The sequence below is a fragment of the Casimicrobium huifangae genome, from assembly GCF_009746125.1.
Taxonomy (GTDB): domain Bacteria; phylum Pseudomonadota; class Gammaproteobacteria; order Burkholderiales; family Casimicrobiaceae; genus Casimicrobium; species Casimicrobium huifangae.
The window spans coordinates 2,454,461-2,477,278 of sequence record NZ_CP041352.1; the positions used below are offsets into that span (position 1 = coordinate 2,454,461).

The window sequence follows — 22,818 nt, forward strand, 5'->3', positions numbered from 1 at the left end:
CGCATTGACGTGGCCGGTCACCCATGAAGCGCTGGCAACGTCTGGCGTCAACACCGCTGCTGGATGACCGCTGGATGAAGCTCCGCGCGGATCGCTGCCAGCTTGCCAGCGGCGTCGTGCTCGACCCGTACTACGTCATGGAGGAAGCCGAGTGGGTGCACGTGGTGCCAGTCCTGAACGATGGTCGCCTGCTGCTGGTGCAGCAATATCGCTACGCCGCCGATGTGCTCTGCCACGAGTTCCCGGGCGGCGTCGTCGATGCTGGCGAAACACCTGCGCAGGCGGCCATTCGGGAGCTGCGCGAAGAAACCGGCTACACCGCTGGGCAATGGCTTCCCGTCGGTAGCTACTTCGCCAACCCGGCACGACAAACAAACCGTGTGCACGTATTCGTCGCTACCGGGTTACTGCAGACCGGCCCGCAAGCGCTGGACGCGGGAGAAGAAATTACTTGCGCGACGGCTACACGGGCAGAACTCGACGCCATGATCGCCGACGGGCGCTTTTCACAGGGGCTGCACATTGCGTCGCTGTGGCTCGCACAGTCGCACCTGACGGACGCGGATTGACGCGGCGCAGGCAGCGTAAACATGCGTCAGCGGCTACAACTCTTTCGCCAAACGCCCATTCAAATTAGGCTCAGAGCAGGTTTTGCCGTAAGTCGACTTTGCAGAAATCCCACCGTTCAGCCCAGAACCAACAAGGCTTCCGCTAAATAGCTGTATCTGCCCGCTGGCCTCACACCACGACACGCTCACCGGCAAAACTGGTGAATTCGAAGCTCTTCAGCCAGCCCTGCTGAGCTTCGACCGACTTCGCCTTCTCGGCACGCAGCCACGCAGTGGCAACGCTTTCGCCCAGTAGCAGCCCCTGCCAGGCGTCGCTGCGCCAGTGGATGCCGGCGAAATTGCGGCCCATCGCCACCGCTGTCGCCAGCTTGTTCAGCTCGGCACCGACCGTCGGCGCTGGCAGATTGGCGTCGAAGCTCTGCCAGTCCTTGCCGTCGCGCGTCGGCTGCAGCGGGAAACGCAGTTTGCGCTTCTCATCGAACAGCGCCTTCAGTACCGTCACGCAGGCGCCAGCGACGGTGGCGTGCCCCGACGGGTACGCCGGGTGCGGCGGGCAACCCTCGGGATATGCCTGCGGCAGCAGGGCCGATCCGTACTTGCTGCGCACCCGCTTCACCGCTTCGGAGTTCACAATCAGCGGATGCACGCCGGTGTTCTCGCCACGCACCGCGCGATCCACCAGCGCCCCGTATTCCTCGGGCCGCAGCGCACGGTGGCGCAGCCATTTCTCCTGCCAGCAGGCCTTGAACGCCAGATCGCACACCACGCCCATCGCGTTCTGCGCGTAGCCCGATCCGAATTGCACGAAGCCATTCATGGTGCGCGACGTTTTGTACGGATTGCTGGTCGGCCACGCCTCACGCGGCCGGTGCGGGTTGGCAAGCAGGATTGCCGCCGCGTTGATCGCGGCCTGATTGCAGAAATCCCAGTGCACATACTCTGACACATCGCGACCGGAGCGCAGGTAATACAAATCGGCGTAGTGATTCATGATGCCGGGCGGCCATTCGCCGTTGGCCACCTTGAGGTATTCGTCCCACCGGGTCATGAAATCGGCGCCGCGAAAGGCCACCCGGTACTGCTGCCACTGGTTCTGCGCACCATAGGGCACCGGCATCCAGAGAAACTGCGAAATCCAGTGACCCTCGGTCTCTCCCGGCATACCCAGTCGGAACAGCGTCTGCGGCGTCGCGCTGGCGTTGAGTTTGGTCTGCCGCAACTCGGCAACGGCCTCGCGCACCAGGCTGTTGCGCTCATAGTCCCAAAGCGGCACGTCGCGCAGCAAAGCCATCCAGTAGAGTTCAAGCGCCTCTTCCGCCAGCCGCTCGGAACCCAGCGCCGGAAACGCAGGCAGCTTGATGACCTGGGCGGCAATCGGCTCCTTGTCCCAGACGTAAGCCGCCAGCGGGTTGACCAGCCGGATCTCGTTTTCGACGGGCAGGCGCTCCCAGTCGGCGATACGGCCGCTCGCCGTCGCCCCTTCAAAAGCGTCCATCGCAGCGGCAGCCACGTTGCCACTGGCGTCGTGTTTCAGCGTCTTGCAGAAGGAGGCAGAACCAGCCGCTCGGGCGGTCGCCGCCGCACCTTGCGTCGCCGCGACGGTGGACGTATTGATCACACCGCCAGCAGTCAGGCCTGCAGCAGCGCCCAGAGCCACGCGCAAAACCTCTCGACGGCCAATGCGCTGGGGTTGCTCTTTGTCATCAATTGCCATGGTGGCTCCGGCCGCTAAAAGCTGCTGTTGCTGGATAGAGCGATTCTAGGATTGCCTGTCGCGTTCGGTACCTGGCAATTTACCGAGATACCCTCGCCACGAGACCCAAGCTGTTACCGTGGCCGGCAAGCCGACAACGAACACGTGGAACAGCCAGTCTGCCGAAGCATGCGAGCTGCCGGGCCGATACAGCAGATGACCGAGCCACACGAACAGCGTGCCACCGAGCAGAAGCGACAGTGCCAGCGCAATCAGCGCCCAGAGCATCACCATCAGCCACCGTGCATTCATTGCGTCACGCCAATGTGGCAAACACGTCGAAGTAAGTCGGAAACGTCTTGTTCACGCATTTCGGATCGTTGATCCGCACCGGAACGCCGCGTGCCCCGAGGCTGGCCAGCGAGAAGCACATGGCGATGCGGTGATCGTCGTAGGTGTCGATGGCGGCATGCGCTGTCAGCGCTGGCGGAGGGGTGACCGCGATCCAGTCGGCGCCCTCCTCTACTTTCGCGCCCAGTTTGCGCAACTCGGTCGCCATCGCAGCGATACGGTCGGTCTCCTTGACCCGCCAGCTGCCGATATTGGTCAGCCGCGTCGTCCCCTCTGCGAACAGCGCGACGACGGCGAGCGTCATTGCAGCGTCGGGGATGTGGTTCATGTCGGCGTCGATGGCCTGCAGACGGCCACTGGCAGGTGCTTCGGCGATGATGGCATGGTCCTCGAAGCGGATTCGTGCGCCAAACCCGGCCAGGGCATCGGCAAAGCGCACATCGCCTTGCAGCGCATTGCGACCGACGCCTTCCACCCGAACCGGACCACCGGCAATCGCGCCGGCGGCGAGGAAATAGGACGCCGACGAGGCATCGCCCTCGACCGCATAGGTACCGGGCGAGACGTAGCGTGCCGCGTCACCGCCGGGAACCGTGAACCGTTGCCAGCCCTCACGGACGACGGTGACGCCGAAACGCCGCATCATCGCCAGCGTGATTTCGATGTACGGCTTCGAGATGAGCTCACCGACCACCTCAATGATTGCCGGCTGCCCGGTCCTCGCGGTGACCATCGGCAGCGCCATCAACAAACCGGTCAAAAACTGCGATGAGGCGTCGCCGCGAATCGGAATCGGCCGCTCAATGGCAATCTGGCCACCGCCGATGGTCAGCGGAGGGAAGCCCGGATTGCCGGTGTAGTCGATTGCGGCGCCAATCTCGCGTAGCGCATCGACCAGATCGCCGATTGGCCGCTCGCGCATGCGCGGCACGCCATCAATGCGATAGTTTGCTTCCGACTGTGCAGCCAGCGCCAGCGTGGCGACAAGGCTGCGCGTGGCAGTGCCTGCGTTACCGACGAACAGGTCGGCGTTCATCGTCGTAAACACACCCGCACAGCCGTCAACGTCAATCTCGCCGTTCGCCGAAAGGGGGCTGCAGTTCACGCCAAGCTTCGCCAGCGCATCGCGCATCACGCGGGTGTCGTCAGAGTCCAGCAGCCCCGTTAGCCGTGTACGACCCTTTGCCAGCGCTGCCAGCAAGAGGGCGCGGTTGGAGATGCTTTTCGAGCCGGGCAACTGCACGGTGCCGCGGGCCAGCGGACGCGGAGCGAGATCTAGGGATTCCATGATGCAGCCATTCTAGGTGCGGGCCTGGCGTGTAGTTTCGCGCGAGCTGTCGAGGCAAACGAGCAGGCTCGTTTGCTTCTCCAGAAAAAAGTGCGTTCGCGCCCTACTCCTCCTGCCCGCCTCCACCCAGCCGTGGCATCGGCTCGCCATGCTCGATGTGGCGCTGCCACGCGCGGCGCGCGCTGGATGCACGGGCGTAGACGCGCTCGATGGCAAGAATGTCCTCGCCATTCGCTCTGGCCAGCCAGCGATCAAAGTCGTCAAGCCGCTTGCGATACGCGTTCAACTGCTCGCGCAGTGCGCCGCGATTGGCTGCGCTGATGTCACGCCACATCTCCGGCGAACCGGCGGCGATGCGGGTGAAATCGCGAAAGCCGCTGGCGGCGTAGTTGAAGTACTGGTCTGCCCGCGGCATGCCGGCCAGCATGTCCACCAGCGCAAACGCCAGCAGATGCGGCAGATGGCTCACTGCGGCGAACACATCATCATGCTCGACCGCGCTCATGCGGTGGATGATGGCGCCTGTGGCCTGCCACATAGTGGCCACCCGATGTACCGCGTCGGCATGCGTCTCTGCACCGGCGCAGATGACCACCTTGCGCGACTCGTAGAGCGTCGGGAACGCCGCGGCGGCGCCGGTGTGCTCGGTGCCGGCAATGGGATGCGCTGGCACGAACTGGTTGAAGCGGGAGCCCAGCGCCGCGCGCGCAGCCGCGATGACATCCTGTTTGGTGCTGCCGCCGTCGGTCACCACTGTCCGCGGGCCAAGCCGCGACGACAATAGCGCGAAAATCACCGGCATCTGCGCTACCGGCGTGGCGACGAAGACCACGTCCGCCCTGGCCGCCTGCTCGACGGTGGCAGTGTCATCAATCACGCCCAGCCGCAAGGCCTCGTCGAGATTGGCTTGCGAACGCCCGACACCGATGACGCGGTCCACCGCCCGCTTCGACTTCAGCGCCAGCGCCAGCGAGCCGCCAATCAGGCCGACCCCAATGACCGCCAGCGTTCCGATGCGTTCCACGATGCCGCCCACGCTGCGCTAGAGAACAGCGGCCGGATAACTGCCGACGACCTTGAAGTAGCTTGACTGCGCCTTCACCTCTGCCAGCGCTGCGGCAACCCGTGCGTCGCTGACGTGGCCCTCGATGTCGAGGAAGAAAAAATACTCCCACAGGCGATCGGGTGACGGGCGCGATTCCAGATGCGTCATCGACACGCCGTGGCGCTTCAGTGGTTCGATGAGATCGACCACGGCACCCGGCCGGTTGGGCGCAGAAAGAATCAGGCTGGTCTTGTCTCGTCCCGAGGCGGCAACGTCCTGTCTGCCCAGCACCCAGAACCGCGTCGTATTGTTCGGCGAATCCTCGATATTGCGGAACAGGATGGGCACGCTGTAGCGGGTCGCAGCCATTTCGCCGGCAATCGCCGCCGTGCCCGGCGTCACCGAAGCGAGACGCGCGGCCTCGCCATTGCTCGCCACGGCAATACGCTCGGCATTGGGCAGGTGGCGGGCCAGCCAACCAGCCGTCTGCGCCAGCGACTGCGAGTGCGAGAACACACGCGTGATGGTGTCGCGCGAGGCTTCCATCGACATCAGGTTCTGCTGCACGCGAAAGTCGATCTCGGCGCACACCTTGAGCGGCGACGAGATGGAGAGATCGAGCGTCCGCGCGACGAAGCCCTCGGTGGAATTCACCACCGGCACGACAGCGTAGTTGGCCGTCCCGGCCTCGACCTGACGGAAGACTTCGTCGATGGTCGGACAGGGCTCGAACGTGGGCGCGGTGCCGAAATGCTTGGCGGCTGCTGCATGGCTGAAGGTGCCCTCGGGGCCGAGGAAAGCGATCACCAGCGGTTGCTCCAGCGCCATGCAATTGCTGATGACTTCGCGAAAGATGCGCGCCACGGCGTCGCTCGACAGCGGGCCAGCATTGGCTGCCTGCATGCGGCGCAGGATCATCGCCTCGCGCTCTGGGCGGTACAGCGGTGAGCCGGGCACTTTGACATGCGCCACTTCAATGGCGATGTTTGCGCGTTCACTGATCAGCTTGAGCATCTGATCGTCGATGGCGTCAATTCTTTGTCTAAGTTCGGAAAGGTCGGCCATGTTTTTTGGAAAGGACGAAAGACCAATGACGATTGACGGGGAGCGACTCTTTCGTCGCCCGTCCCCCGTCATTCATCATGCGCGCAGCGCCTCAAATTCTCGCACGGCCGCCACCAGCGCCTCGACGCCGGCAACCGGCATCGCGTTGTACAGCGATGCGCGCATGCCGCCGCGCACACGATGGCCCTTGAGCGATTTCAGGCCGCGCTCGTCGCAGAATTTCACAAACGCGGCATCGATGTCGGCATCGCCGGAGTCGAACACCACGTTCATGCGCGAGCGATCCGCTTTCGCTACGGGCGCCTTGAACAGGCGGCTCGCATCCAGCGCATCGTAAAGCATCGACGAGCGTGCAATGGCGCGTCGCTCCATCGCGGCGAGGCCGCCCTGCGCCTTGATCCACTTGAGCGTCAACGCAGTCACATAAATTGCGAATACCGGCGGCGTGTTGAACAACGAGCGGTTGTCCGCCATGTGTTTGTAATGGAACACCGACGGAATATTCTTCGGCGCGCGGTCGAGCAAGTCGTCGCGCACGATGATGATGGTGACGCCGGCCGGGCCGATGTTCTTTTGCGCGCCGGCGTAGATCAGCCCGCAGGCCGACACGTCCATCGGCCTTGACAGGAAGTGCGACGAGGCATCGATCACCAGCGGTGCTGGCAGGTTGCGCGGCAAGCTGTGAATCTCGTTACCGTAGACCGTCTCGTTGCTACATGCGTAGATATAGCTCGGCGACTGGACGCCTGGTTGAACCGGGGCTGCAGCGCCGTTTTCAGTCCAGGTCGACTTCCACTCGTTTCTGGCTGGTACCCTTGTATAGCCGTCGTTTTCACTGGAAGCCAATACGTTGACAGCACCAAACTTCGACGCTTCACCAACCGCACTCTTCGACCACCCCCCTGACACCAGATAGTCCGCCGTTTCGCCCGCACGCAGCAGGTTCATCGGCACCGCCGCGAACTGCCCCCAGGCACCGCCCTGCATGAAGATCACGCGGTAGTTGGCCGGAATCGACAGCAGGTCGCGCAAATCCTGTTCGGCCTCGCCAATCAGCGCCTCGAACGCCTTGCCGCGATGCGACACCTCCATGACGCTCGCACCCTGCCCGACACCATGCCAATGCCACTCCGGCAAATCAGCACGAACCTGGTCAAGCACTTCCGGCGGCAACATCGCCGGGCCGGGGGAGAAGTTGTAGGGGAGGGTCATGGCGATAGGCGGAATAAAGATCGGATTCTACGAAGGGGATTTGCGGTCGGGGCCGCGGGTGGCAAGGTCTTCAGACCATTGCAGCGGTGACCAGCAAGCGAACCTGTTCGACGGTTGGCACCTGCCCCCGCCCCCCCACACTCGCCACATGCCCCTCGCCCGTGATGCCAACCAGGCCCGGTTCGTGGTCGCAGTAGATGCCGACGGTGGGCACGCCGAAAGCGGCGGCGATGTGGCTGAAGCCGGTGTCGAGGCCGACGCACAGCGATGCCTTGGCGAGCACGGCTGCGGCGTCAGCGACGGTGAGGAATGGAGGGACCTCGCCGCCCGCCTGTACTGCGAGGCACTGGCAGCGTTCCTGTTCGCTCGGGCTGCCCCATAGCCAGACCAGCCCGTAGCCGGCATCGCGCAACTGGGCGGCGATAGCGAGCCACGATGGTTCGGGCCAAAGCTTCTCCGGACGGCTGGCACCGGTGATGAGCACGGCATAGCGGCTCGCCTTGGGCTGCCATGACCCCGTTGGTGCCGCGAGCGCAAAGCGTGGCGGCGTATCGCCAATGTCGTAACCCAGATGCGCCGCTGCGAGGCGACGTGAGCGCTGCACAGCGTGCAGTGCTTTCGGCACGCTCGCTGTGCGCTGGTAGAACAGTGCAGCCAGTGGCTCACGGGCGCTGGCACGGTCGTAGCCTGCGCGAGGGCCGTTGGCCTGTACCGCCCACAACGCACTTTTCACCAGCCCTTGCAGATCGAGCACCAGATCGTAGCGTTCGGCCTTAAGCGCACGGCGCGCCTCGGCGATGGCTGCGCGGGTATCGGCCTTCCACAGCGACTTGCGCCACTTGCGCCAGGCGATGGGAAATACGTTTCGCACCGCCGGGTGCATCGCGGGCAGTGATGCGAACGGTTTTTCAACCACCCAGTCGATCACCGCGCCCGGCAGGTGCGCGGCGATGTCGGTGATCGTCGGCATGGTGTGCACCACATCACCCATTGACGAGGTTTTGACGATGAGGATTTTCACGTCACTGTCCGTGCGCGCCGCTCATGGTTCGACAGGCTCACCACGAACGGGACTTTCCTGCGCAAAGTGCGCGCCCTCTGCACGCGCTACTGCTGCGCCGACTGCGCCTGCTTGCGCGCGGCTGCCTGCTCGGCGACCAGCACCGGGTTGAAGCGCGGGTCGTTGTACATCTTGAATTGGCGGTAAACCTTGAAGTAGGCCCGCCCAGCCTTGCTGTCGGCGAGCAATCGGTCGAGGCAGGCACCCAGGTCATCGCGCTGCTCGTTGAGGCGCGCGAGTTTGAGTTTCGACGAAGCGCGGTGCGCATCATCCACATCGCTGCGTACCGTTTGCGCCGTCATTGCCTTGATCTTGAGCGCCATGATCGACATGCGGTCCATCATGCTGCCAGCGGTTTCGCTGTTCAGGCGCGCGTCCGCGCCCACGCGGGCGACCGGTTGATCGCCACCTGCCGTGGCGGGATCAATCAGGCCCAGCGACATCAGCAGGAACTCGTCAACGCGCTCGGTGGCGTCGTTGCGCGCCTGGTTATAGCCGTCGATGGCGCGCTTGTTGGCGGTGATTTCCGCGTCCGAGGCCCGGGTGCGACGTGCGAGGTCTTCCTCGTCCCACAGCAGGCAATTGTTGCGGTGATTGGTCGCGACCCAGCGCCAGACGTCGGCCTCGGCGAATTCAAGCATCGTTTTCGGCCACCCGGACCACGCCAGGCAAGCATCGTGAAAAGCCTTCACCGTCGCGGCGGTGACGGGTTGGTTGGCGAATTGTTGCTGAATGGACGAGGCGCTCATGCGTTCGGGTCTTGCTCAATTGTTAGCATCACAGCCGAAATTATCGACGATCACTGACTGTGCCTGAAGCCGCTTCATCGCCCTCCCGCCCGCTTGTGGTGCGCATCCGCAATTTCATTGGCGATGTGGTGCTACTGATTCCGGCGCTGGAGCGTCTGGCTGCGGCAGGTTATGAGCTGCATCTGGTCGGCAAGCCGTGGGCGAAATCGTTGCTGGAGGCTTATGGCTGGCCCGTGCACCGCTATCCGAAGTCGTTCGCCGAACGGCGCACGGTGCTGAAAGCAGTGGCGGCACCGCTTCGGAAAGCGGATGCCGGTTTCGACCGGCGGATCAACGCCATCACCTTCGCGACCTCGTTTTCCAGCGCGATGGACATGCGGCTGGCCGGCCTGCGACCGTTCGGCTATGCCGTGGAAGGCCGCAGCCTGTTCCTCAAGGGCTCTGCGCGCATTGTCTATGGCGAACACGCGCTTGATTCCTACTGGCGGCTGGCCGGGGCCTTCTTGAACGACGCCACACCGCCACCGGACCGCGTGCATCTGCGCGTCAGCACGGCAGCGGACACAATTGCACGCGACGCGCTGGCGAAAGCCGGCGTGCGCCCCGGTTATGTGGTGCTGGTGCCATTTGCCGGCGGCACCTTCGAGAAGCTCGACAAAAAGTGGCCGCGTTTCGGCGAACTGGCGCAACGGCTGCTGGGAAACCCGAGCTTCGCAGGACGCGACGTCGTGATGGCGCCCGGTCCCGATGAAGTGAACGCCGCGCGCGCAGTTTGCCCACAGGCAAGGCTGCTTGAAAAGCTCGATCTCGGGCCTTATTCCGCCGTTTTGCGCGACGCAGCGCTGACCGTCGCCAACGACACGGGACCAGGGCACATGGCCGCATCGGTCGGCGGCAAGCTGCTCAGCGTACTCGGGCCTACAAAAATCGAGCAATGGGGACCGCGCGGTCCGGGCGTCGCGATCGTGCAGCGCTATCCGGAATGGCCGTCGGTGGACGAAGTCGAGGCGCGAGCACTGGCATTGCTGTCAGCTTGAAGCGGACCAGTCGGCCGCTCATAGGCACCGGCCGCCAGAATACCCAGCATGAGCGGGTACCAGGTGCCCTCGGTCACGATATACAGCGGCGAATCGAGCAGCGAGTGCACCACCAGCGTGGCAAGCAGCGCGAAACCCAGCATCTTTTCGGGTAGTGGTAGCCGCCGAATGGCCAGCCCGGCGGTGATCAGCCATGCGACCAGGGCCACCAGGCCCAGCAAGCCAAACTGCACCGCAAAGAACAGAAACTGGTTGTGCGGGTTGTAGGCGCCCAGCTTGCACCACTCCGGCGACTTGGCGATGCGGCAATACTCCATCGCGTAGCTGCCCGTGCCCCAGCCAAGAACCGGTCGCTCGCGAATCAGATCGATGGATTTGCTGGCGTATTCCAGACGTTGGCCGATCGACGTGGTGATGCCGCGCTCCTGCGAGGACTCCACCTCGCTGATCGCCACGTGCAGACGCTGTTGCACCGAATCACTCTCGGCCGCAGCGAGCGCCGCCACCGTGACGAATGAGGCCGCCACCAGCATCAGACGCCGGTCCCGCGCGGCGATGAACGCCACCAGTGCCACCATGATCAGGTTGACCAGCAAGGTGAGATAACCGGCCCGCCCGAGCACGAAGAAGAGCACATTGATCGCAGCGGCAACGGCGACGGCGATCCAGAACCAGAAGCGGCGAGTCAGCGCCGCATGATTGCCCGCCGCCAGCGCAGCAATGCGCAGGCGCCAGGCTTCAGCGAAGGCGGCCACGGCGAACACCGACATCATCACGTTCTGCGTGATGTGGTGCTTGAAGATGTAGTGGTCGCCCTGTTCGTGCTCGCGGGTGGCGCGCGCCAGCGGGAATGCCCACAGCGCATGCAGGTAGGACAGCGCCAGCGTCAGCAGCATGGCAGCGATCCACGCCAGCAACGCGCGGCGACGCCACTTTTCGTCGGTCAGAAAGGCAATGGCGATCGGTGCGTAGAGCAGCCGCGAGTATTTGGTCAGCGAGCGCCGGATCTCGTCGAACGGCGCATTGCTGTAGCTGACGCCGAGAAAGATCACCGCAAACAGGATCAGCGTCGCCAACGCGAAGGGATGTGCCCGCCAGCGGCGCCAGTGATCGGCGTAGCCACCTGCGGCCAGCAGCGTCACCAGCAGACAGCCGCCGAGCACGTTGGACGTGGCGCTACCGAGTGGCACCGAAGCGGCCACCGCCACCACCCAGAACGCACACCAGCGCGCCAGCAGCGGATGAGGTCGCTGCAGAAAATCGCTGCGCAGCAGGATACTGGCGGTCATTGCCGGGTGAGGTACTGCGCGCATTCGGTCATGGCGACATTCTATTGAGGCGCGCTGCCCGCAAGCTGACGGCGTACCGTGCCGCCCGTCCACCAGGCGGTTCACTACAATCGGCGCATGAAATCCCAGGCCTTTTTTTCGTCACCCGAAGACTGCGCGCGCGCTTTCTACGAGGCATTTGCACAGGCGGACGTCGAAGCGCTGATGTCAGTCTGGGCGGAGGACGAGGACATCTGCTGTGTGCATCCGGCGGCGGCACCTTTGTATGGTTTCGCGGCGGTGCGGGCGGCATGGGAGGCGATCTTCCGCAATTCGGCCAAGATGCGCATCGAGCTCCGCGATGAATCGTGGCATGCGACCATCGGCATGGTCACCCAGCACGCGGTGGAATGGATCTACGTCGGCGAAGAGGCACAGCCACGCGGACCGGTATTCATGACCAACATCTTCCTGCGCGCGCCGCAAGGCTGGCGGCTGCTGGTGCATCACGCCTCGCCCCTGCAGACGGGCCTGCCGGCCAATGCCGGTCAGGTTGTGCTGCACTGACCTGGCGGCGCTACGGCTGTGTCGACACCCTCTGCAGCGCCAGCCTGCGTCATTGGTCACATCACCGTTCGCGATCAGGCGAAGTGGATTGAGTATCGCGATCAGGTGGCGGCGACGTTGGCGCCGTTCGGTGGCGAAGTGCTGTTTCGCGGTCGCAAGGCGCGGGTGCTGGGCGGCGCGCATGACGCCGAGCTCACCGTGGTGATCCGGTTCCCGAGCCTGGACGCCGCGCACGGGTGGTTCGATTCGCCGGCCTATCAGCGCCTGATTCCGTTGCGCATGGCTGCGGCGGACGTTGAATTGGTATCTTTCTCAGGCTGACACGCACCGACGGGTGGTACGATCGGGCTAGCAACTTTTCGGCAAGAAGTGCATCGGCACTGGGCTGAATGCCAAAAAACACCGGAAATTGACTTTGGGCGAAAACTCGGTCAGAGCCCTTACCAAATGGGATTGTCGTTAAAAAGCTGCAGTTCCGGCGCTAACGTCAGGCAACCTCAGTCGCGCTAAAACATGCCACCTCACGCCCCCTGAAGCTGACCGTTTGCGGTCGTGACTTGTCGCAGGGCTCGAAGCGCTTCGGGCAGCGCGGATTGAAGGCACAGCCAGGCGGCGGATTGAGCGGGTTCGGCACCTCACCGGCCACCGGCGTGCGCGCCTTGCCGGTCATCTGCAAATCGGGGATGGCGTCGAGCAGCATGCGGGTGTAGGGGTGCTGCGGCGCGCCGAACACTTCACGCTTGTCGCCAATTTCCACCACGCGGCCGAGGTACATCACGCCAACGCGGTCGGCGATGTGATGCACTACCTGCAGGTTGTGCGAGATGAACAGATAGGTGAGGCCCATCTCGCGCTGCAAGTCCTTCATCAGGTTCAGCACCTGGGCCTGCACCGACACGTCAAGCGCCGAGGTTGGCTCGTCGCAGATCAGGAACTCGGGGTTGCTCGCGAGCGCGCGTGCGATCGAGATGCGCTGCCGCTGACCGCCGGAGAACTGGTGCGGAAACTTCTCACCGTCCTTCGCGGTGAGCTTGACGAAGCCGAGCAACTCGGCGACGCGCTTGTTGAGCGCCGATGGATCGGTGATGAGCTTGTGGGTACGAATGGGTTCGGCGACGATGTCGGCAACGCGCCAGCGTGGGTTCAGGCTCGCGTACGGGTCCTGGAAGATCATCTGCACCTTGCGCCGCAAGGCCCGCGCAGCCTCGTTGTTCGACGACAGTGCGATCTTCATGTCCTGACCATCAACCACCACATTGCCGGTGCTCGGCGCGTAGAGGCCAACGATCAGCCGGGCCACGGTGGATTTGCCGCAACCGGATTCGCCGACCAGCGCCAGCGTTTCGCCTTTGCGGATATCGAAGCTGACGTCGCTCACCGCCTGCAGGAAGCTCTGCGGCTTGCGTTCGATCACGCGGTTGAGCCACGGTGCCGAGACGTCAAAAGTCTTGCTGACGTTCTTGAGTTGAACAAAAGTGCTCATGCTCAAACCTTCCCTTCATGCAGCCAGCAGGCAGCCATTGAGGACGAGGCCGGCATCAGGTCGGGACGGGTGGTCTTGCATTTGTCGAACACTTTGGTGCAGCGGGGGTTGAAGGCGCAGCCGGTGGGGATGGCGTCGAGCCGCGGCATGGCGCCATCGATCTGGATTAACCGCTCACGGTCGCTGTCGAACTCGGGAATGGAGCCCATCAGTCCGACGGTGTACGGGTGCTGCGGCTTGTGGATAACGTCCGCCACCGGGCCGATTTCGGCCACGCGACCGGCATACATCACGGCCACCCGATCGGCCGTCTCGGCGATCACACCCATGTCGTGCGTCACCAGCATCACCGCCGTACCGTGCTCGCGGCAGAGCCGCTTGAGCAGCGTGATGATCTGCGCCTGAATTGAGACGTCGAGCGCCGTCGTCGGTTCGTCGGCGATGATCACTTTGGGCTCAGCGGCCAGCGCGAGCGCGATGACCACCCGCTGCCGCATGCCGCCGGAGAACTGGTGCGGATAATGATCAATGCGCTCCCGTGCCGCCGGGATGCCCACCTCTTCCAGCAGCTTGATGGCCCGGTCGCGCGCGGCAGCGTCGTTCAGCTCCAGATGCGTCTGGATCGTCTCCACCAGTTGCCGTCCGACGGTGTAAAGCGGATTCAGCGAGGTGAGCGGGTCCTGAAAAATCGCCCCGATCTGGCGGCCACGAATCTTGCGCATCTGCTCGTAGGGCAGGTTGTCGATGCGCTGGCCGTTGAGCAGTATCTGTCCGCTGGCCACGCGGCCGGGCGGCTCCAGCAGGCCGATGATGGCGGCGCCAGTCAGCGATTTGCCCGCGCCCGATTCGCCCACCACGCCAAGCACTTCGCCCGGCGCAATGCTGAAAGAGACGTCGTCTACTGCCTTCAGCACACCGCGCCGGGTCGGAAATTCGATATGCAGATTTTTGACTTCAAGAACGGGTTGCGACATCGGCAGGATTTCCGGCGAAAGGCGGTGGTGACAGGGTTGGCAGCGGTCGTGAGGTTGGCCCGGCGCTATGGCCGCTTCGGCATCGGTATCGGTTGCGGTGCTTCGATCTGGCTGAGATCGCTGGGCACAACAACCGCCTGCGCCGGGGCACCGCTGGTGGGATTGCAGCCAGGAACGGACTCGGCATGGTCAATGACCAGGGCGAAATCGTGCGACAGGGCATTTGGGCGCTGTGCGGCGAGCCAGTAACGGACGCACTTCTCCGCCTTGAATGTGAATTCACGGCGATCAGGCAGGTGGAATCCAGCCACTGGCGGTGCATCAATGGTCAGGCGATGCACACCGGCGTCAACGCGGACCGGCACGAAGGTCGTCGACACGCCGTCAACGGCAGAAATGCTCACCGGGTAGCGGTTCAGATTGGTACGGGTGTAGAGCCGACCGTCGAGCACGCTCTCCCACTGATGAGCACAGCCGGCGAGCGTCAGCGCACCAGCGCCAGCGAGCAGCAAACGTGAACGCAATACTGAAAATCGGACCACGGGAACCTCCTTTATCGGAGCTTCGGATTCAGCGCATCGCGCAGCCAGTCTCCGACCAGATTGACGGAAATGACCATGACGATCAGTGCGATCCCCGGAAACACGGTGATCCACCACTCGCCCGAGAACAGGAAATTCTGTCCCTCGCTGATTAACGTGCCCAGCGACGGTTGCGTTGGCGGCATGCCAACGCCAAGGAAAGAAAGCGTCGCCTCGGCGATGATCGCGTTCGCGATGTTGAGCGTGGCGATCACCAGTACCGGCCCGAGCACATTGGGCAGCACGTGCCGGAACATGATGGCCGTATTGGAGACGCCGATGACACGCGCCGCCTGCACGTACTCCTTGTTTTTCTCCACCAGTGTTGCACCGCGCACGGTGCGCGCGTATTGCGGCCAGCCGGTCAGACCGATCGAAAAGATGATCACGTAGAGCGCCAGTGCATCCTGCATCTCGCGCGGCACAAACTGCCGCCCGATGCCGCTGATCAGCAAGGCGACAAGGATCGCCGGGAAAGTGAGCTGGATGTCGGCGATGCGCATGATCACACTGTCGACACGGCCCCCGGCATAGCCAGCAAACAGGCCAAGACCGACGCCGAGAATGATCGACATGGCCACCGCGCAGACCGCCACCAGCAATGAAATGCGGCTGCCGTACATGATGGTGGACAGGATGTCGCGCCCTTGCTGATCCGTGCCCAGCTTGAACGACGGATTGCCGTTGGCATTCCATGCTGGCGGCAGGTTGGAATCAAGCAGTGAGATTTGCGCCAGATCGTAGGGATTGTGTGGAGCCAGCACTGGCGCCGACACCGCCCCAAGTATGCAAATTGCGGCCAGTATGGCGGCCACCACGGTCACGGGCGAGCGCTTGAAGCTCCACCAGATATCGCTGTCGAAAAAACGTTTGACTGCGTCCAAAGTGTTGTGTCCCCGAATAGTCTTGTTGCTTCTTGTTGTTCGTTACCAGGCCTTCGCTACTACCGGGCTCGCCTATAGCGGCAGGCCAAGCTCGACCAGCCGCGAGAAATAGCGCACACCGTTGGGAATGATGGCGTCGCAGAAGTCATAGCGCGAGTTGTGCAGCGGCACGATCGGCTGCCCGACCGGGCCCTGGCCAATCACTGAATAGCAGCCCGGCCGCTCCAGCAGCATGTAGGAAAAGTCTTCGCCACCCATTGACGGCGTGTAATTGGCGTCGGCGTTTTCCTCGCCCCACACTTCTGCGGCCACGGACCGCGCGAACTCCACCTCCGCCGCGGTATTGACCACCGGCGGATAACCGCGCTCGTAGCGCAGCTCACCCTGCGCGCGATGCGCCGCGCAAACGCCAGCAACCATTTCGCCAAGGCGTGCTTCGATCAGATCCTGCACGGCTTTGTCGTAGGTCCGCACCGTGCCAGTCAGGATCACTTTGTCCGGCACCACGTTCGACGCTGGCAGATTGCCGCCCTCGACGGCGCTAATGCCCATCACCGCCGTCTCCAGCGGACTCACGTTGCGCGAGACGATGGTCTGCGCCGCCAGAATCAGGTTGGCCGCCACCACCATCGGGTCGCACAACAGGTGCGGCCGCGCCGCGTGGCCGCCACGACCGGTGATCTCGATGGTGAAGCTGTCTGCCGCCGCCATGAAGGGCCCGACGCGCGTGCCCCATTTCCCAAGCTGCAGATCGGGCCGGTTGTGCACGGCGAAGATGCGGTCACAATCGAAGCGCTTGAACAAGCCTTCTTCGCACATGACGCGGCCGCCACCGCCGCCCTCTTCGGCCGGCTGAAAGATTACGTGCACAGTGCCCGCGAAGTTGCGGGTTTCTGCAAGGTAGCGGGCGGCGCCCAGCACCATCGTGGTGTGACCGTCGTGGCCGCACGCGTGCATCACCTTGTTGGCTTTCGACGCGTGCAGGAAAGTGTTCTTCTCCGGCATCGGCAAGGCGTCCATGTCAGCCCGGAGCCCGATGCTGCCGCCGCTGCGCTTGCCGCGGATCACGCCAACGAGGCCGGTCTTGCCAATGCCCGTGTGCACCTCGTCGACACCAAATGCCTTGAGCCGCTCGGCCACCAGGGCCGAAGTGCGAAGCTCCTGAAAGCCAAGCTCCGGGTTGGCGTGGATGTCGCGACGGATCGCAACCAGATCGTCAACAAAAGCGGACGGAAGGTCGTTGAGTTTCATCGTTGTTGATTCTTTTCGCGCAGCTCGGCGCGCAATTGTTTGAAGCCGGGAGGATCGTCACCAAGCGCAAGCCACTGCGCGTCGCGCGCCCCGCGGGCGATCAGCCAGCGCTCCCAGCGCTGTACAAACAGCGCGCTGATCACTGCCACGGCGATGATGACGCCAAAGACACACAGCATGATCTGGATCGCGACCATCAGCCTTCCCCTTCGCAGCTATTCGGCGAGTTCCCGCTCGGCAATCGCCGCCAGCAACCCGGCACCATTCGGGATCAGGCGATCATCAAAGTCGTAGCCGGGATGGTGCAGCGGGCAACTCTTGTCAGTGCCCTGACCAATCCAGATGTAAGCCCCCGGCACTGATTCCAGGAAGAAGGAAAAGTCCTCACCACCGGTGTTCGGGAAAATTTCGGTGATGACGTTGTCGGCACCAAACACGCTACGCCCGACCTCGGCAGACAGGGCTGCTTCACGAGCATGATTGATCGTCGCCGGGTAACCGTAGATAAAGTTGACTTCGCCGGTTGAACCGAATGCCGCCGCCGTATTCGCCACCACCGCCTTCAGTCGCTCAACGACCAGTGCTTGCGTCTCCTTGCGGTAGGTGCGCACTGTACCAACCATCTTCACGAAGCGCGGGATGACGTTGTAAGTGTTCATCTTGCCCGCTTCCATCGCGCAGATCGAGATGACCACCGAATCGGCTGGGTCCACGTTGCGCGAGGCGATGGACTGAATCGCCGTAATCACATGCCCCGCTGCCAATACGGGGTCGCAGACAAACTGCGGCATCCCGCCATGGCCGCCTTTGCCCTCGATGGTGATCTCGATGCGGTCGGCGGCCGCCATCATTGCGCCATTGCGCACGGCCATCTTGCCGTAAGGCACCCAGGGCGCGTTATGCAGGGCGTAGAACGCGTCGATCGGAAAGCGCGAGAAGAGTCCGTCGTCGATCATCGCCTTGGCGCCGGCCATGCCTTCTTCGGCTGGCTGAAAGACCGAATACACGGTACCGGCAAAATTGCGGGTCTTGGCCAAATAGCGCGCCGCGCCCAGGCCCATCGTGGTGTGCCCGTCGTGGCCGCAGGCGTGCATGTAACCCTGATTCTTTGACGCATAGGGCAGGCGCGTTTCTTCGTTCATCGCCAGGCAATCCATGTCAGCGCGCAGACCAACTGCGCGCTTGCCAGGCCGATTGCCGCGAATGACGCCGACGACGCCGGTGCCGCCAATACCGGTATGCACCTCGTCAACGCCATACGCCTTGAGTCGCTCGGCGACCAGTGCGGCCGTGCGTGTCTCCTTGTAGGCATGCTCCGGATTGGAATGAATATCGCGCCGGATTTCGGTCAGATCGGCGTGATACTCGCGAATGGCGTCGGCCACTTTGCTCGGGTTGTACATCGCTACTCCTTGCAACGCTCGCAGTGAATCAATGGGCGCCCGCCGCACGCTCAAAGCGCAGACGCGGGTCAACCACGTAGTACAGCAAATCAACAATCAGGTTGATGCTGACGAATACAAACGAAATTAGCACCAGATAGGCAGCCATCACCGGGATATCTGCAAATTGCACCGACTGGATGAACAGAAAGCCCATCCCGGGCCACTGGAACACCGTCTCGGTGACGATGGCAAATGCAATGATTGAGCCCAGCTGCAGGCCGGTAATGGTCATCACCGGCACCAGCGTGTTCTTCAGCGCATGGCCAAAGTGCACGGCACGGTTGGTGAGGCCACGGGCGCGCGCGAACTTGATGTAGTCGGTGCGCAGCACTTCCAGCATTTCACTGCGTACCAGACGCATGATCAGTGTCATCGGGAACAGTGACAACGTTACCGCTGGCAGCACCAGCGCGCGTAACCCGCCGGTGGTCAGGAAGCCGGTCGTCCACCAGCCAATCGCCGTGACGTCGCCGCGACCGTACGAGGGCAGCCATTGCAGCGTCACCGCAAATACGAGGATAAGCAGGATGCCGATCAGGAAATTCGGCAGCGACACCCCAATCAGCGATACGGTCAGCAAAAACTGCGACAGCCAGCTATCCCGTCGCAGCGCGGTGTAAACCCCCATCAGCAGGCCGCCAATCAGTGCCAGGCCACCAGCGACCAGCGCCAGCTCCAGCGTGGCCGGAAGCCGTTCCTTGATCAACGTGGAGACGAGCCGGCCCTGCTTCAGCGAAAGGCCAAACTCGCCCTTGACGGCGTTCTTCACGAACACCGCAAACTGCACATAGTCCGGCTGGTCAAGCCCCAGACTTTCGCGCAGTTCTTTCTTCTGCTCTGGCGTTGCATCCTGCCCGAGCATCAGGTTGACCGGATCGCCCACGTAGTTGAACAGCGAGAAAGCCACGAAGGCGACGGCGAGCATGACCAGTGCCGCCTGGAAGAGTCTTCGGAGTACGAATGCGAGCATGAGACAAGGACCAAGACCGAAGCACGAATAGTACCCCGCCTGTCACCAAACTTACTTCCGGGTTTCCGCCTTGTGGTGAGACTTTCCAACAGCTGCCGGATTCGCCCGCGCAGCCTGTGTCGCATACAGGCAAACGGCGGTCGCTACCGAGACATTGAGGCTCTCGACCGCGCCCATCATCGGGATAGCCACCAGCGCGTCGCATCGCTCGCGGGTCAGCCGGCGCAGCCCTTTGCCTTCGTTGCCCATGACCCAGGCGATTGGCCCGGTCAAAGCGGTGTTGAACAGCGTCGCGTCAGTTTCCATCTCGGCGCCAAGCACCCAGATGCCCTCGGCCTGCACGGTCTCGATGCACTGCACCAAATTATTGACGTAGCAAACGGGGGTCGTCTCCGTTGCGCCGCTCGCCGCCTTCAGTGCGACGGCAGAAAGCGGGGCGGAGCCATGCTTCGGCAGTATCACGGCGTCGGCCCCAAAAGCATCCGCGCTACGGATGCAGGCGCCGAGATTGTGCGGATCCTGAATCTGATCAAGCAGCAGAAACATCGGCGGCGCGGCACGCTTCAGGCTGGCAGCGAGCACACTGTCGAAGTCAGCTTCGCCAACGCCTTCGCCGCTACTTTCGACCAGCGCAACAACGCCCTGATGTTCGTCAGACTGCGCCAGCGCATTAAGCCGTCCGGCGTCAACGAACTGCACGTCGAGGCCCTGCTGTTCGGCCAGCGCGAGCAGTTTCGCGAGCCGCTCGTCGCGTCGTGCACTGGACGCGAACAACTCCACCACCGAGTCGGGGCGCCGCTCAAGCCGCGCGCTGACGGCATGAAAGCCCATGATGCGCGAGAGTTTCATGAGGCGTGAAAGTATTTTTGAGGCATGGCATAATTATGGGCTACGCAGCGTTCATTGCTTCTTCATGTAGCACCGTAACGCAGCGTGCCGTCAAATGCAGCGGGTTCCCCGCAAGCATCGACAGTGCCGGTGTAGCTCAGTTGGTAGAGCAGCGCATTCGTAATGCGAAGGTCGTAGGTTCGACTCCTATCTCCGGCACCAATCGCGCCAAATGCGCGATTGAGTCAAGCATCAGCCGTTCTCACCCCTGCCCTTTGGATGCAAACGCAAGCAATTGAGTGTGCGCTAGCAATCCATTGAACGTGCATTTTGCGAATGCGACAGGCGCGAATGGTTCGACACGACTCGGGCCGAAGAACGAAGCAGCCCGCGCACTGCATAAGCTGTTCGCTGCCAAAGCTGCTGGACAGCCCCCGAGCTTTCAGGGTCAACTTCCGCCTACGGCCGACCGCTCTGCACGTCAATGTGTTTTGCCAGCTCACGCATCACAGCGCGCCACCCGGCATGCGCCTGCGGACCTGCCTGCGTGAAGGCATCGGCGAACAGCCGGTATTGTTCGCCGGTCAGTTTGGCTTCGAGCGCAGCACCGTCAGCGGTCAGCCTGATCTGACGCACCCGTGCATCGTGATCGGCCTTGGTCAGCTCGATCAACCCCTGTTCCTGCAGTTGCCGCAGCGGCGCGTTCAGCGCCTGCTTGGTGACATCAAGCGTGGTCTGTAGTTCGCCGACACTCATGCCCGGCGAGTGCGCCACGAAGAACAGGATGCGATGGTGCATGCGTGTCAGGCCGCGTGTGGCGAGAATCCGGTCAGGCTCGGCAATCACCGCGCGCAAGGCGAAGTGCATCACCCGCCATGCCTCAGTAAGGGCTGCCGCGTCCGTCGGGAGTTCGGCTGGAGGTCCAGCCTCGGCGCCAACTTTTCCTTTTTTTACAGGGCTTCTAGCGGACATAGGTCAACATACTTGATATTTCAAAACACTGACCACAGAATATGTCAACATTGTTGACCTAATGACTGGCTGCACCCCGCCGGTCCGTCGCCCGGCAACACAATCCGGTGTGACAAGCAGCAAGTCCGGCGCCGACCGCGCCATCAGTCAGGCGATCACCGTCGCCTAAAATCCCTGTCAATCAACGGCACCGTTTCGATGCACGCAAGCTGCAGGACGGCAGCGCCGGAATATTTGGAGCATACCTATGTCAATGGCAGATCGCGACGGAAAAATTTGGTTCGACGGCAAGATGGTGGACTGGCGTGATGCCAAGATCCACGTGCTGAGCCACACGCTGCACTACGGCTGCGGCGCATTCGAAGGCGTCCGCGCGTACAAGACCGAGCAAGGCACCGCGATTTTCCGCCTGCAGGAACACACCCAGCGGCTGTTCAACAGCGCCAAGATCCTGCGCATGAAGATTCCGTTCACGATGGACGAAGTCAACGAGGCGCAGCGCGCAGTGGTGCGTGAGAACAAGCTGGACGGCGGCTATCTGCGTCCGCTGACCTGGATCGGGTCGGAAAAACTCGGCGTCTCGCCGAAGGGCAACACCATTCACCTGATGGTCGCCGCCTGGGCCTGGGGCGCCTATCTTGGCGAAGAAGGCATGAAGCGCGGCATCCGCGTCAAGACGTCGAGCTACACACGCCACCACGTCAATATCACCATGACGCAGGCGAAAACGGTGTCGAACTACACCAACTCGATCCTCGCCAACATGGAAGCCACCGACGACGGCTACGACGAAGCGCTGCTGCTTGATGCTTCGGGCTTCGTCTCCGAAGGCGCTGGCGAAAACATCTTCGCGATCAAGGACGGCAAGATCTACACGCCAGACCTCTCCGCTGGCGCGCTCAACGGCATCACCCGCAACACGGTGTTCCACATCGCGGCCGATCTTGGGCTCGAGATCAAGGAAAAGCGCATCACCCGCGACGAGCTCTACATCTGCGACGAACTGTTCTTCACCGGCACTGCCGCAGAAGTGACCCCGATCCGCGAGCTGGACCGCATCCAGATCGGTGCCGGCATGCGCGGCCCGATCACCGAGAAGGTTCAGACGGCGTTCTTCGACATCGTCAACGGCCGCAATCCGAAGTACGCACACTGGCTGACCAAGGTCTGAGCCTTTGCCAGCCCGCTGTAGGAGCGGCTATGCCGCGACCTGCCGACGCCACAGTACCAGTGGTGGTCGCGGCGGAGCCACTCCTACAATATGCCTTTCAGACCGCGCCATTTGATGAGTTGCCTGCCATGACCACAACCGCCGACGCCGTTCACGTCACCGCCAAAGACCCGATACACGTGCGCTCATCGGAGCTACAGGGCCACGGCGTAGTGTTTTGCCCGAACCCGACGATGGAACAGTGGTCCACGCACCCGAGGGTTTATCTCGACGTGGCGAAGACCGGTGAGGCAACCTGCCCGTACTGCGGCACCAAGTACGTGCTTGACGGCCCGGTGCCGCACGGGCACTAGCG

25 protein-coding genes and 1 tRNA gene are annotated in these 22,818 nt (G+C 62.9%); 7 read left to right on the top strand and 19 right to left on the bottom strand.

The window, feature by feature from the left end; all coding sequences use genetic code 11:
- Window positions 1-23 precede the first annotated feature (23 nt).
- Entirely contained in the window at window positions 24-569 is a 546-nt protein-coding gene (locus FKL89_RS11110; protein ID WP_156862816.1) for an NUDIX hydrolase, read from the top strand.
- A gap of 169 nt (window positions 570-738) precedes the next feature.
- Here the strand turns inward: FKL89_RS11110 and FKL89_RS11115 are convergent, their stop codons facing one another.
- The 8 genes from FKL89_RS11115 to FKL89_RS11150 all read right to left on the bottom strand — a co-directional run bounded on the left by FKL89_RS11115 (window position 739) and on the right by FKL89_RS11150 (window position 9,032).
- On the bottom strand, window positions 739-2,283 hold the full coding sequence (locus FKL89_RS11115; protein ID WP_156862817.1) for a vanadium-dependent haloperoxidase: 1,545 nt from the start codon (window positions 2,281-2,283) through the stop codon (window positions 739-741).
- A gap of 45 nt (window positions 2,284-2,328) precedes the next feature.
- Complete coding sequence (locus FKL89_RS11120; RefSeq protein WP_156862818.1) at window positions 2,329-2,574, bottom strand: hypothetical protein; 246 nt, start codon at window positions 2,572-2,574, stop codon at window positions 2,329-2,331.
- Between the two features lie 4 nt (window positions 2,575-2,578).
- A complete protein-coding gene (gene aroA / locus FKL89_RS11125; protein WP_156862819.1) occupies window positions 2,579-3,901 on the bottom strand; it encodes a 3-phosphoshikimate 1-carboxyvinyltransferase in 1,323 nt (440 codons plus the stop codon).
- Window positions 3,902-4,004: 103 nt separating this feature from the next.
- On the bottom strand, window positions 4,005-4,925 hold the full coding sequence (locus FKL89_RS11130) for a prephenate dehydrogenase (protein WP_238363326.1): 921 nt from the start codon (window positions 4,923-4,925) through the stop codon (window positions 4,005-4,007).
- An 18-nt stretch (window positions 4,926-4,943) separates the two neighbouring features.
- A complete protein-coding gene (pheA, locus tag FKL89_RS11135) occupies window positions 4,944-6,011 on the bottom strand; it encodes a prephenate dehydratase (protein WP_156862820.1) in 1,068 nt (355 codons plus the stop codon).
- 75 nt (window positions 6,012-6,086) lie between these two features.
- The gene (gene serC / locus FKL89_RS11140; RefSeq protein WP_156862821.1) at window positions 6,087-7,223 is read right to left on the bottom strand and encodes a 3-phosphoserine/phosphohydroxythreonine transaminase; all 1,137 of its coding nucleotides are present in this window, start codon (window positions 7,221-7,223) and stop codon (window positions 6,087-6,089) included.
- 70 nt (window positions 7,224-7,293) lie between these two features.
- Window positions 7,294-8,244, bottom strand: coding sequence for a lipopolysaccharide heptosyltransferase I (gene waaC, locus FKL89_RS11145; RefSeq protein ID WP_181955192.1), 951 nt, complete (start codon window positions 8,242-8,244; stop codon window positions 7,294-7,296).
- Window positions 8,245-8,330: 86 nt separating this feature from the next.
- Window positions 8,331-9,032 (bottom strand): DUF4254 domain-containing protein, encoded by a 702-nt coding sequence (locus tag FKL89_RS11150; RefSeq protein ID WP_156862822.1) that lies wholly within the window; start codon window positions 9,030-9,032, stop codon window positions 8,331-8,333.
- A 59-nt stretch (window positions 9,033-9,091) separates the two neighbouring features.
- On the opposite strand from FKL89_RS11150, the gene FKL89_RS11155 reads away from it, so the two are divergent.
- Complete coding sequence (locus FKL89_RS11155; RefSeq protein ID WP_156862823.1) at window positions 9,092-10,069, top strand: glycosyltransferase family 9 protein; 978 nt, start codon at window positions 9,092-9,094, stop codon at window positions 10,067-10,069.
- Here the strand turns inward: FKL89_RS11155 and FKL89_RS11160 are convergent.
- Window positions 10,006-11,382: an O-antigen ligase family protein gene (locus FKL89_RS11160; RefSeq protein ID WP_156862824.1), complete on the bottom strand. Its 1,377-nt coding sequence runs from the start codon at window positions 11,380-11,382 to the stop codon at window positions 10,006-10,008. The two genes, FKL89_RS11155 and FKL89_RS11160, sit on opposite strands and share 64 nt — an antisense overlap.
- A 93-nt stretch (window positions 11,383-11,475) precedes the next feature.
- On the opposite strand from FKL89_RS11160, the gene FKL89_RS11165 reads away from it, so the two are divergent.
- Window positions 11,476-11,904, top strand: a complete 429-nt coding sequence (locus FKL89_RS11165; RefSeq protein WP_156862825.1) for a YybH family protein — start codon at window positions 11,476-11,478, stop codon at window positions 11,902-11,904.
- An 18-nt stretch (window positions 11,905-11,922) separates the two neighbouring features.
- Complete coding sequence (locus tag FKL89_RS11170) at window positions 11,923-12,225, top strand: DUF1330 domain-containing protein (protein WP_156862826.1); 303 nt, start codon at window positions 11,923-11,925, stop codon at window positions 12,223-12,225.
- A gap of 166 nt (window positions 12,226-12,391) precedes the next feature.
- Here the strand turns inward: FKL89_RS11170 and FKL89_RS11175 are convergent, their stop codons facing one another.
- The 9 genes from FKL89_RS11175 to rlmB form a co-directional block, all read right to left on the bottom strand.
- Window positions 12,392-13,387 (bottom strand): ABC transporter ATP-binding protein, encoded by a 996-nt coding sequence (locus FKL89_RS11175; protein ID WP_156862827.1) that lies wholly within the window; start codon window positions 13,385-13,387, stop codon window positions 12,392-12,394.
- Window positions 13,388-13,389: 2 nt separating this feature from the next.
- Window positions 13,390-14,361, bottom strand: a complete 972-nt coding sequence (locus FKL89_RS11180; protein WP_156862828.1) for an ABC transporter ATP-binding protein — start codon at window positions 14,359-14,361, stop codon at window positions 13,390-13,392.
- A gap of 65 nt (window positions 14,362-14,426) precedes the next feature.
- The gene (locus tag FKL89_RS11185; RefSeq protein ID WP_156862829.1) at window positions 14,427-14,903 is read right to left on the bottom strand and encodes a hypothetical protein; all 477 of its coding nucleotides are present in this window, start codon (window positions 14,901-14,903) and stop codon (window positions 14,427-14,429) included.
- A gap of 11 nt (window positions 14,904-14,914) precedes the next feature.
- On the bottom strand, window positions 14,915-15,826 hold the full coding sequence (locus FKL89_RS11190; protein ID WP_156862830.1) for an ABC transporter permease: 912 nt from the start codon (window positions 15,824-15,826) through the stop codon (window positions 14,915-14,917).
- A gap of 72 nt (window positions 15,827-15,898) precedes the next feature.
- Complete coding sequence (locus tag FKL89_RS11195; protein ID WP_156862831.1) at window positions 15,899-17,077, bottom strand: M20 aminoacylase family protein; 1,179 nt, start codon at window positions 17,075-17,077, stop codon at window positions 15,899-15,901.
- On the bottom strand, window positions 17,074-17,274 hold the full coding sequence (locus FKL89_RS11200; protein ID WP_156862832.1) for a hypothetical protein: 201 nt from the start codon (window positions 17,272-17,274) through the stop codon (window positions 17,074-17,076). Before FKL89_RS11200 ends, FKL89_RS11195 begins: the two co-directional genes overlap by 4 nt.
- 18 nt (window positions 17,275-17,292) lie before the next feature.
- Window positions 17,293-18,480, bottom strand: coding sequence for a M20 aminoacylase family protein (locus tag FKL89_RS11205; RefSeq protein ID WP_156862833.1), 1,188 nt, complete (start codon window positions 18,478-18,480; stop codon window positions 17,293-17,295).
- Window positions 18,481-18,508: 28 nt separating this feature from the next.
- On the bottom strand, window positions 18,509-19,492 hold the full coding sequence (locus FKL89_RS11210) for an ABC transporter permease (protein WP_156862834.1): 984 nt from the start codon (window positions 19,490-19,492) through the stop codon (window positions 18,509-18,511).
- Window positions 19,493-19,543: 51 nt separating this feature from the next.
- Window positions 19,544-20,341: a 23S rRNA (guanosine(2251)-2'-O)-methyltransferase RlmB gene (rlmB, locus tag FKL89_RS11215; RefSeq protein ID WP_156862835.1), complete on the bottom strand. Its 798-nt coding sequence runs from the start codon at window positions 20,339-20,341 to the stop codon at window positions 19,544-19,546.
- Window positions 20,342-20,466: 125 nt separating this feature from the next.
- On the opposite strand from rlmB, the gene FKL89_RS11220 reads away from it, so the two are divergent.
- Window positions 20,467-20,542 (top strand) — tRNA-Thr (locus FKL89_RS11220).
- Window positions 20,543-20,779: 237 nt separating this feature from the next.
- On the opposite strand, the gene FKL89_RS11225 is transcribed toward FKL89_RS11220, so the two are convergent.
- A complete protein-coding gene (locus FKL89_RS11225; RefSeq protein WP_238363327.1) occupies window positions 20,780-21,187 on the bottom strand; it encodes a MarR family winged helix-turn-helix transcriptional regulator in 408 nt (135 codons plus the stop codon).
- Window positions 21,188-21,545: 358 nt separating this feature from the next.
- Between FKL89_RS11225 and FKL89_RS11230 the strand changes: the two genes are divergently transcribed.
- Together FKL89_RS11230 and FKL89_RS11235 are read left to right on the top strand one after the other, a co-directional pair.
- Window positions 21,546-22,463 carry a branched-chain amino acid transaminase gene (locus tag FKL89_RS11230; RefSeq protein ID WP_181955235.1) on the top strand — a complete coding sequence of 306 codons (918 nt, stop codon included), beginning with the start codon at window positions 21,546-21,548 and terminating at the stop codon, window positions 22,461-22,463.
- Window positions 22,464-22,591: 128 nt separating this feature from the next.
- Complete coding sequence (locus FKL89_RS11235; RefSeq protein ID WP_156862838.1) at window positions 22,592-22,816, top strand: zinc-finger domain-containing protein; 225 nt, start codon at window positions 22,592-22,594, stop codon at window positions 22,814-22,816.
- Window positions 22,817-22,818 lie beyond the last annotated feature (2 nt).

What these genes read in the sequence shown, in the direction of transcription:
- FKL89_RS11110 (WP_156862816.1), top strand. Translation starts at nt 24, where the DNA reads ATGAAGCGCTGGCAACGTCTGGCGTCAACACCGCTGCTGGATGACCGC.
- FKL89_RS11115 (WP_156862817.1), bottom strand. Translation starts at nt 2,283, where the DNA reads ATGGCAATTGATGACAAAGAGCAACCCCAGCGCATTGGCCGTCGAGAG.
- FKL89_RS11120 (WP_156862818.1), bottom strand. Translation starts at nt 2,574, where the DNA reads ATGAATGCACGGTGGCTGATGGTGATGCTCTGGGCGCTGATTGCGCTG.
- aroA (WP_156862819.1), bottom strand. Translation starts at nt 3,901, where the DNA reads ATGGAATCCCTAGATCTCGCTCCGCGTCCGCTGGCCCGCGGCACCGTG.
- pheA (WP_156862820.1), bottom strand. Translation starts at nt 6,011, where the DNA reads ATGGCCGACCTTTCCGAACTTAGACAAAGAATTGACGCCATCGACGAT.
- serC (WP_156862821.1), bottom strand. Translation starts at nt 7,223, where the DNA reads ATGACCCTCCCCTACAACTTCTCCCCCGGCCCGGCGATGTTGCCGCCG.
- FKL89_RS11150 (WP_156862822.1), bottom strand. Translation starts at nt 9,032, where the DNA reads ATGAGCGCCTCGTCCATTCAGCAACAATTCGCCAACCAACCCGTCACC.
- FKL89_RS11160 (WP_156862824.1), bottom strand. Translation starts at nt 11,382, where the DNA reads ATGCGCGCAGTACCTCACCCGGCAATGACCGCCAGTATCCTGCTGCGC.
- FKL89_RS11165 (WP_156862825.1), top strand. Translation starts at nt 11,476, where the DNA reads ATGAAATCCCAGGCCTTTTTTTCGTCACCCGAAGACTGCGCGCGCGCT.
- FKL89_RS11175 (WP_156862827.1), bottom strand. Translation starts at nt 13,387, where the DNA reads ATGAGCACTTTTGTTCAACTCAAGAACGTCAGCAAGACTTTTGACGTC.
- FKL89_RS11180 (WP_156862828.1), bottom strand. Translation starts at nt 14,361, where the DNA reads ATGTCGCAACCCGTTCTTGAAGTCAAAAATCTGCATATCGAATTTCCG.
- FKL89_RS11195 (WP_156862831.1), bottom strand. Translation starts at nt 17,077, where the DNA reads ATGAAACTCAACGACCTTCCGTCCGCTTTTGTTGACGATCTGGTTGCG.
- FKL89_RS11200 (WP_156862832.1), bottom strand. Translation starts at nt 17,274, where the DNA reads ATGGTCGCGATCCAGATCATGCTGTGTGTCTTTGGCGTCATCATCGCC.
- FKL89_RS11205 (WP_156862833.1), bottom strand. Translation starts at nt 18,480, where the DNA reads ATGTACAACCCGAGCAAAGTGGCCGACGCCATTCGCGAGTATCACGCC.
- FKL89_RS11210 (WP_156862834.1), bottom strand. Translation starts at nt 19,492, where the DNA reads ATGCTCGCATTCGTACTCCGAAGACTCTTCCAGGCGGCACTGGTCATG.
- rlmB (WP_156862835.1), bottom strand. Translation starts at nt 20,341, where the DNA reads ATGAAACTCTCGCGCATCATGGGCTTTCATGCCGTCAGCGCGCGGCTT.
- FKL89_RS11225 (WP_238363327.1), bottom strand. Translation starts at nt 21,187, where the DNA reads ATGCACTTCGCCTTGCGCGCGGTGATTGCCGAGCCTGACCGGATTCTC.
- FKL89_RS11230 (WP_181955235.1), top strand. Translation starts at nt 21,546, where the DNA reads ATGGCAGATCGCGACGGAAAAATTTGGTTCGACGGCAAGATGGTGGAC.
- FKL89_RS11235 (WP_156862838.1), top strand. Translation starts at nt 22,592, where the DNA reads ATGACCACAACCGCCGACGCCGTTCACGTCACCGCCAAAGACCCGATA.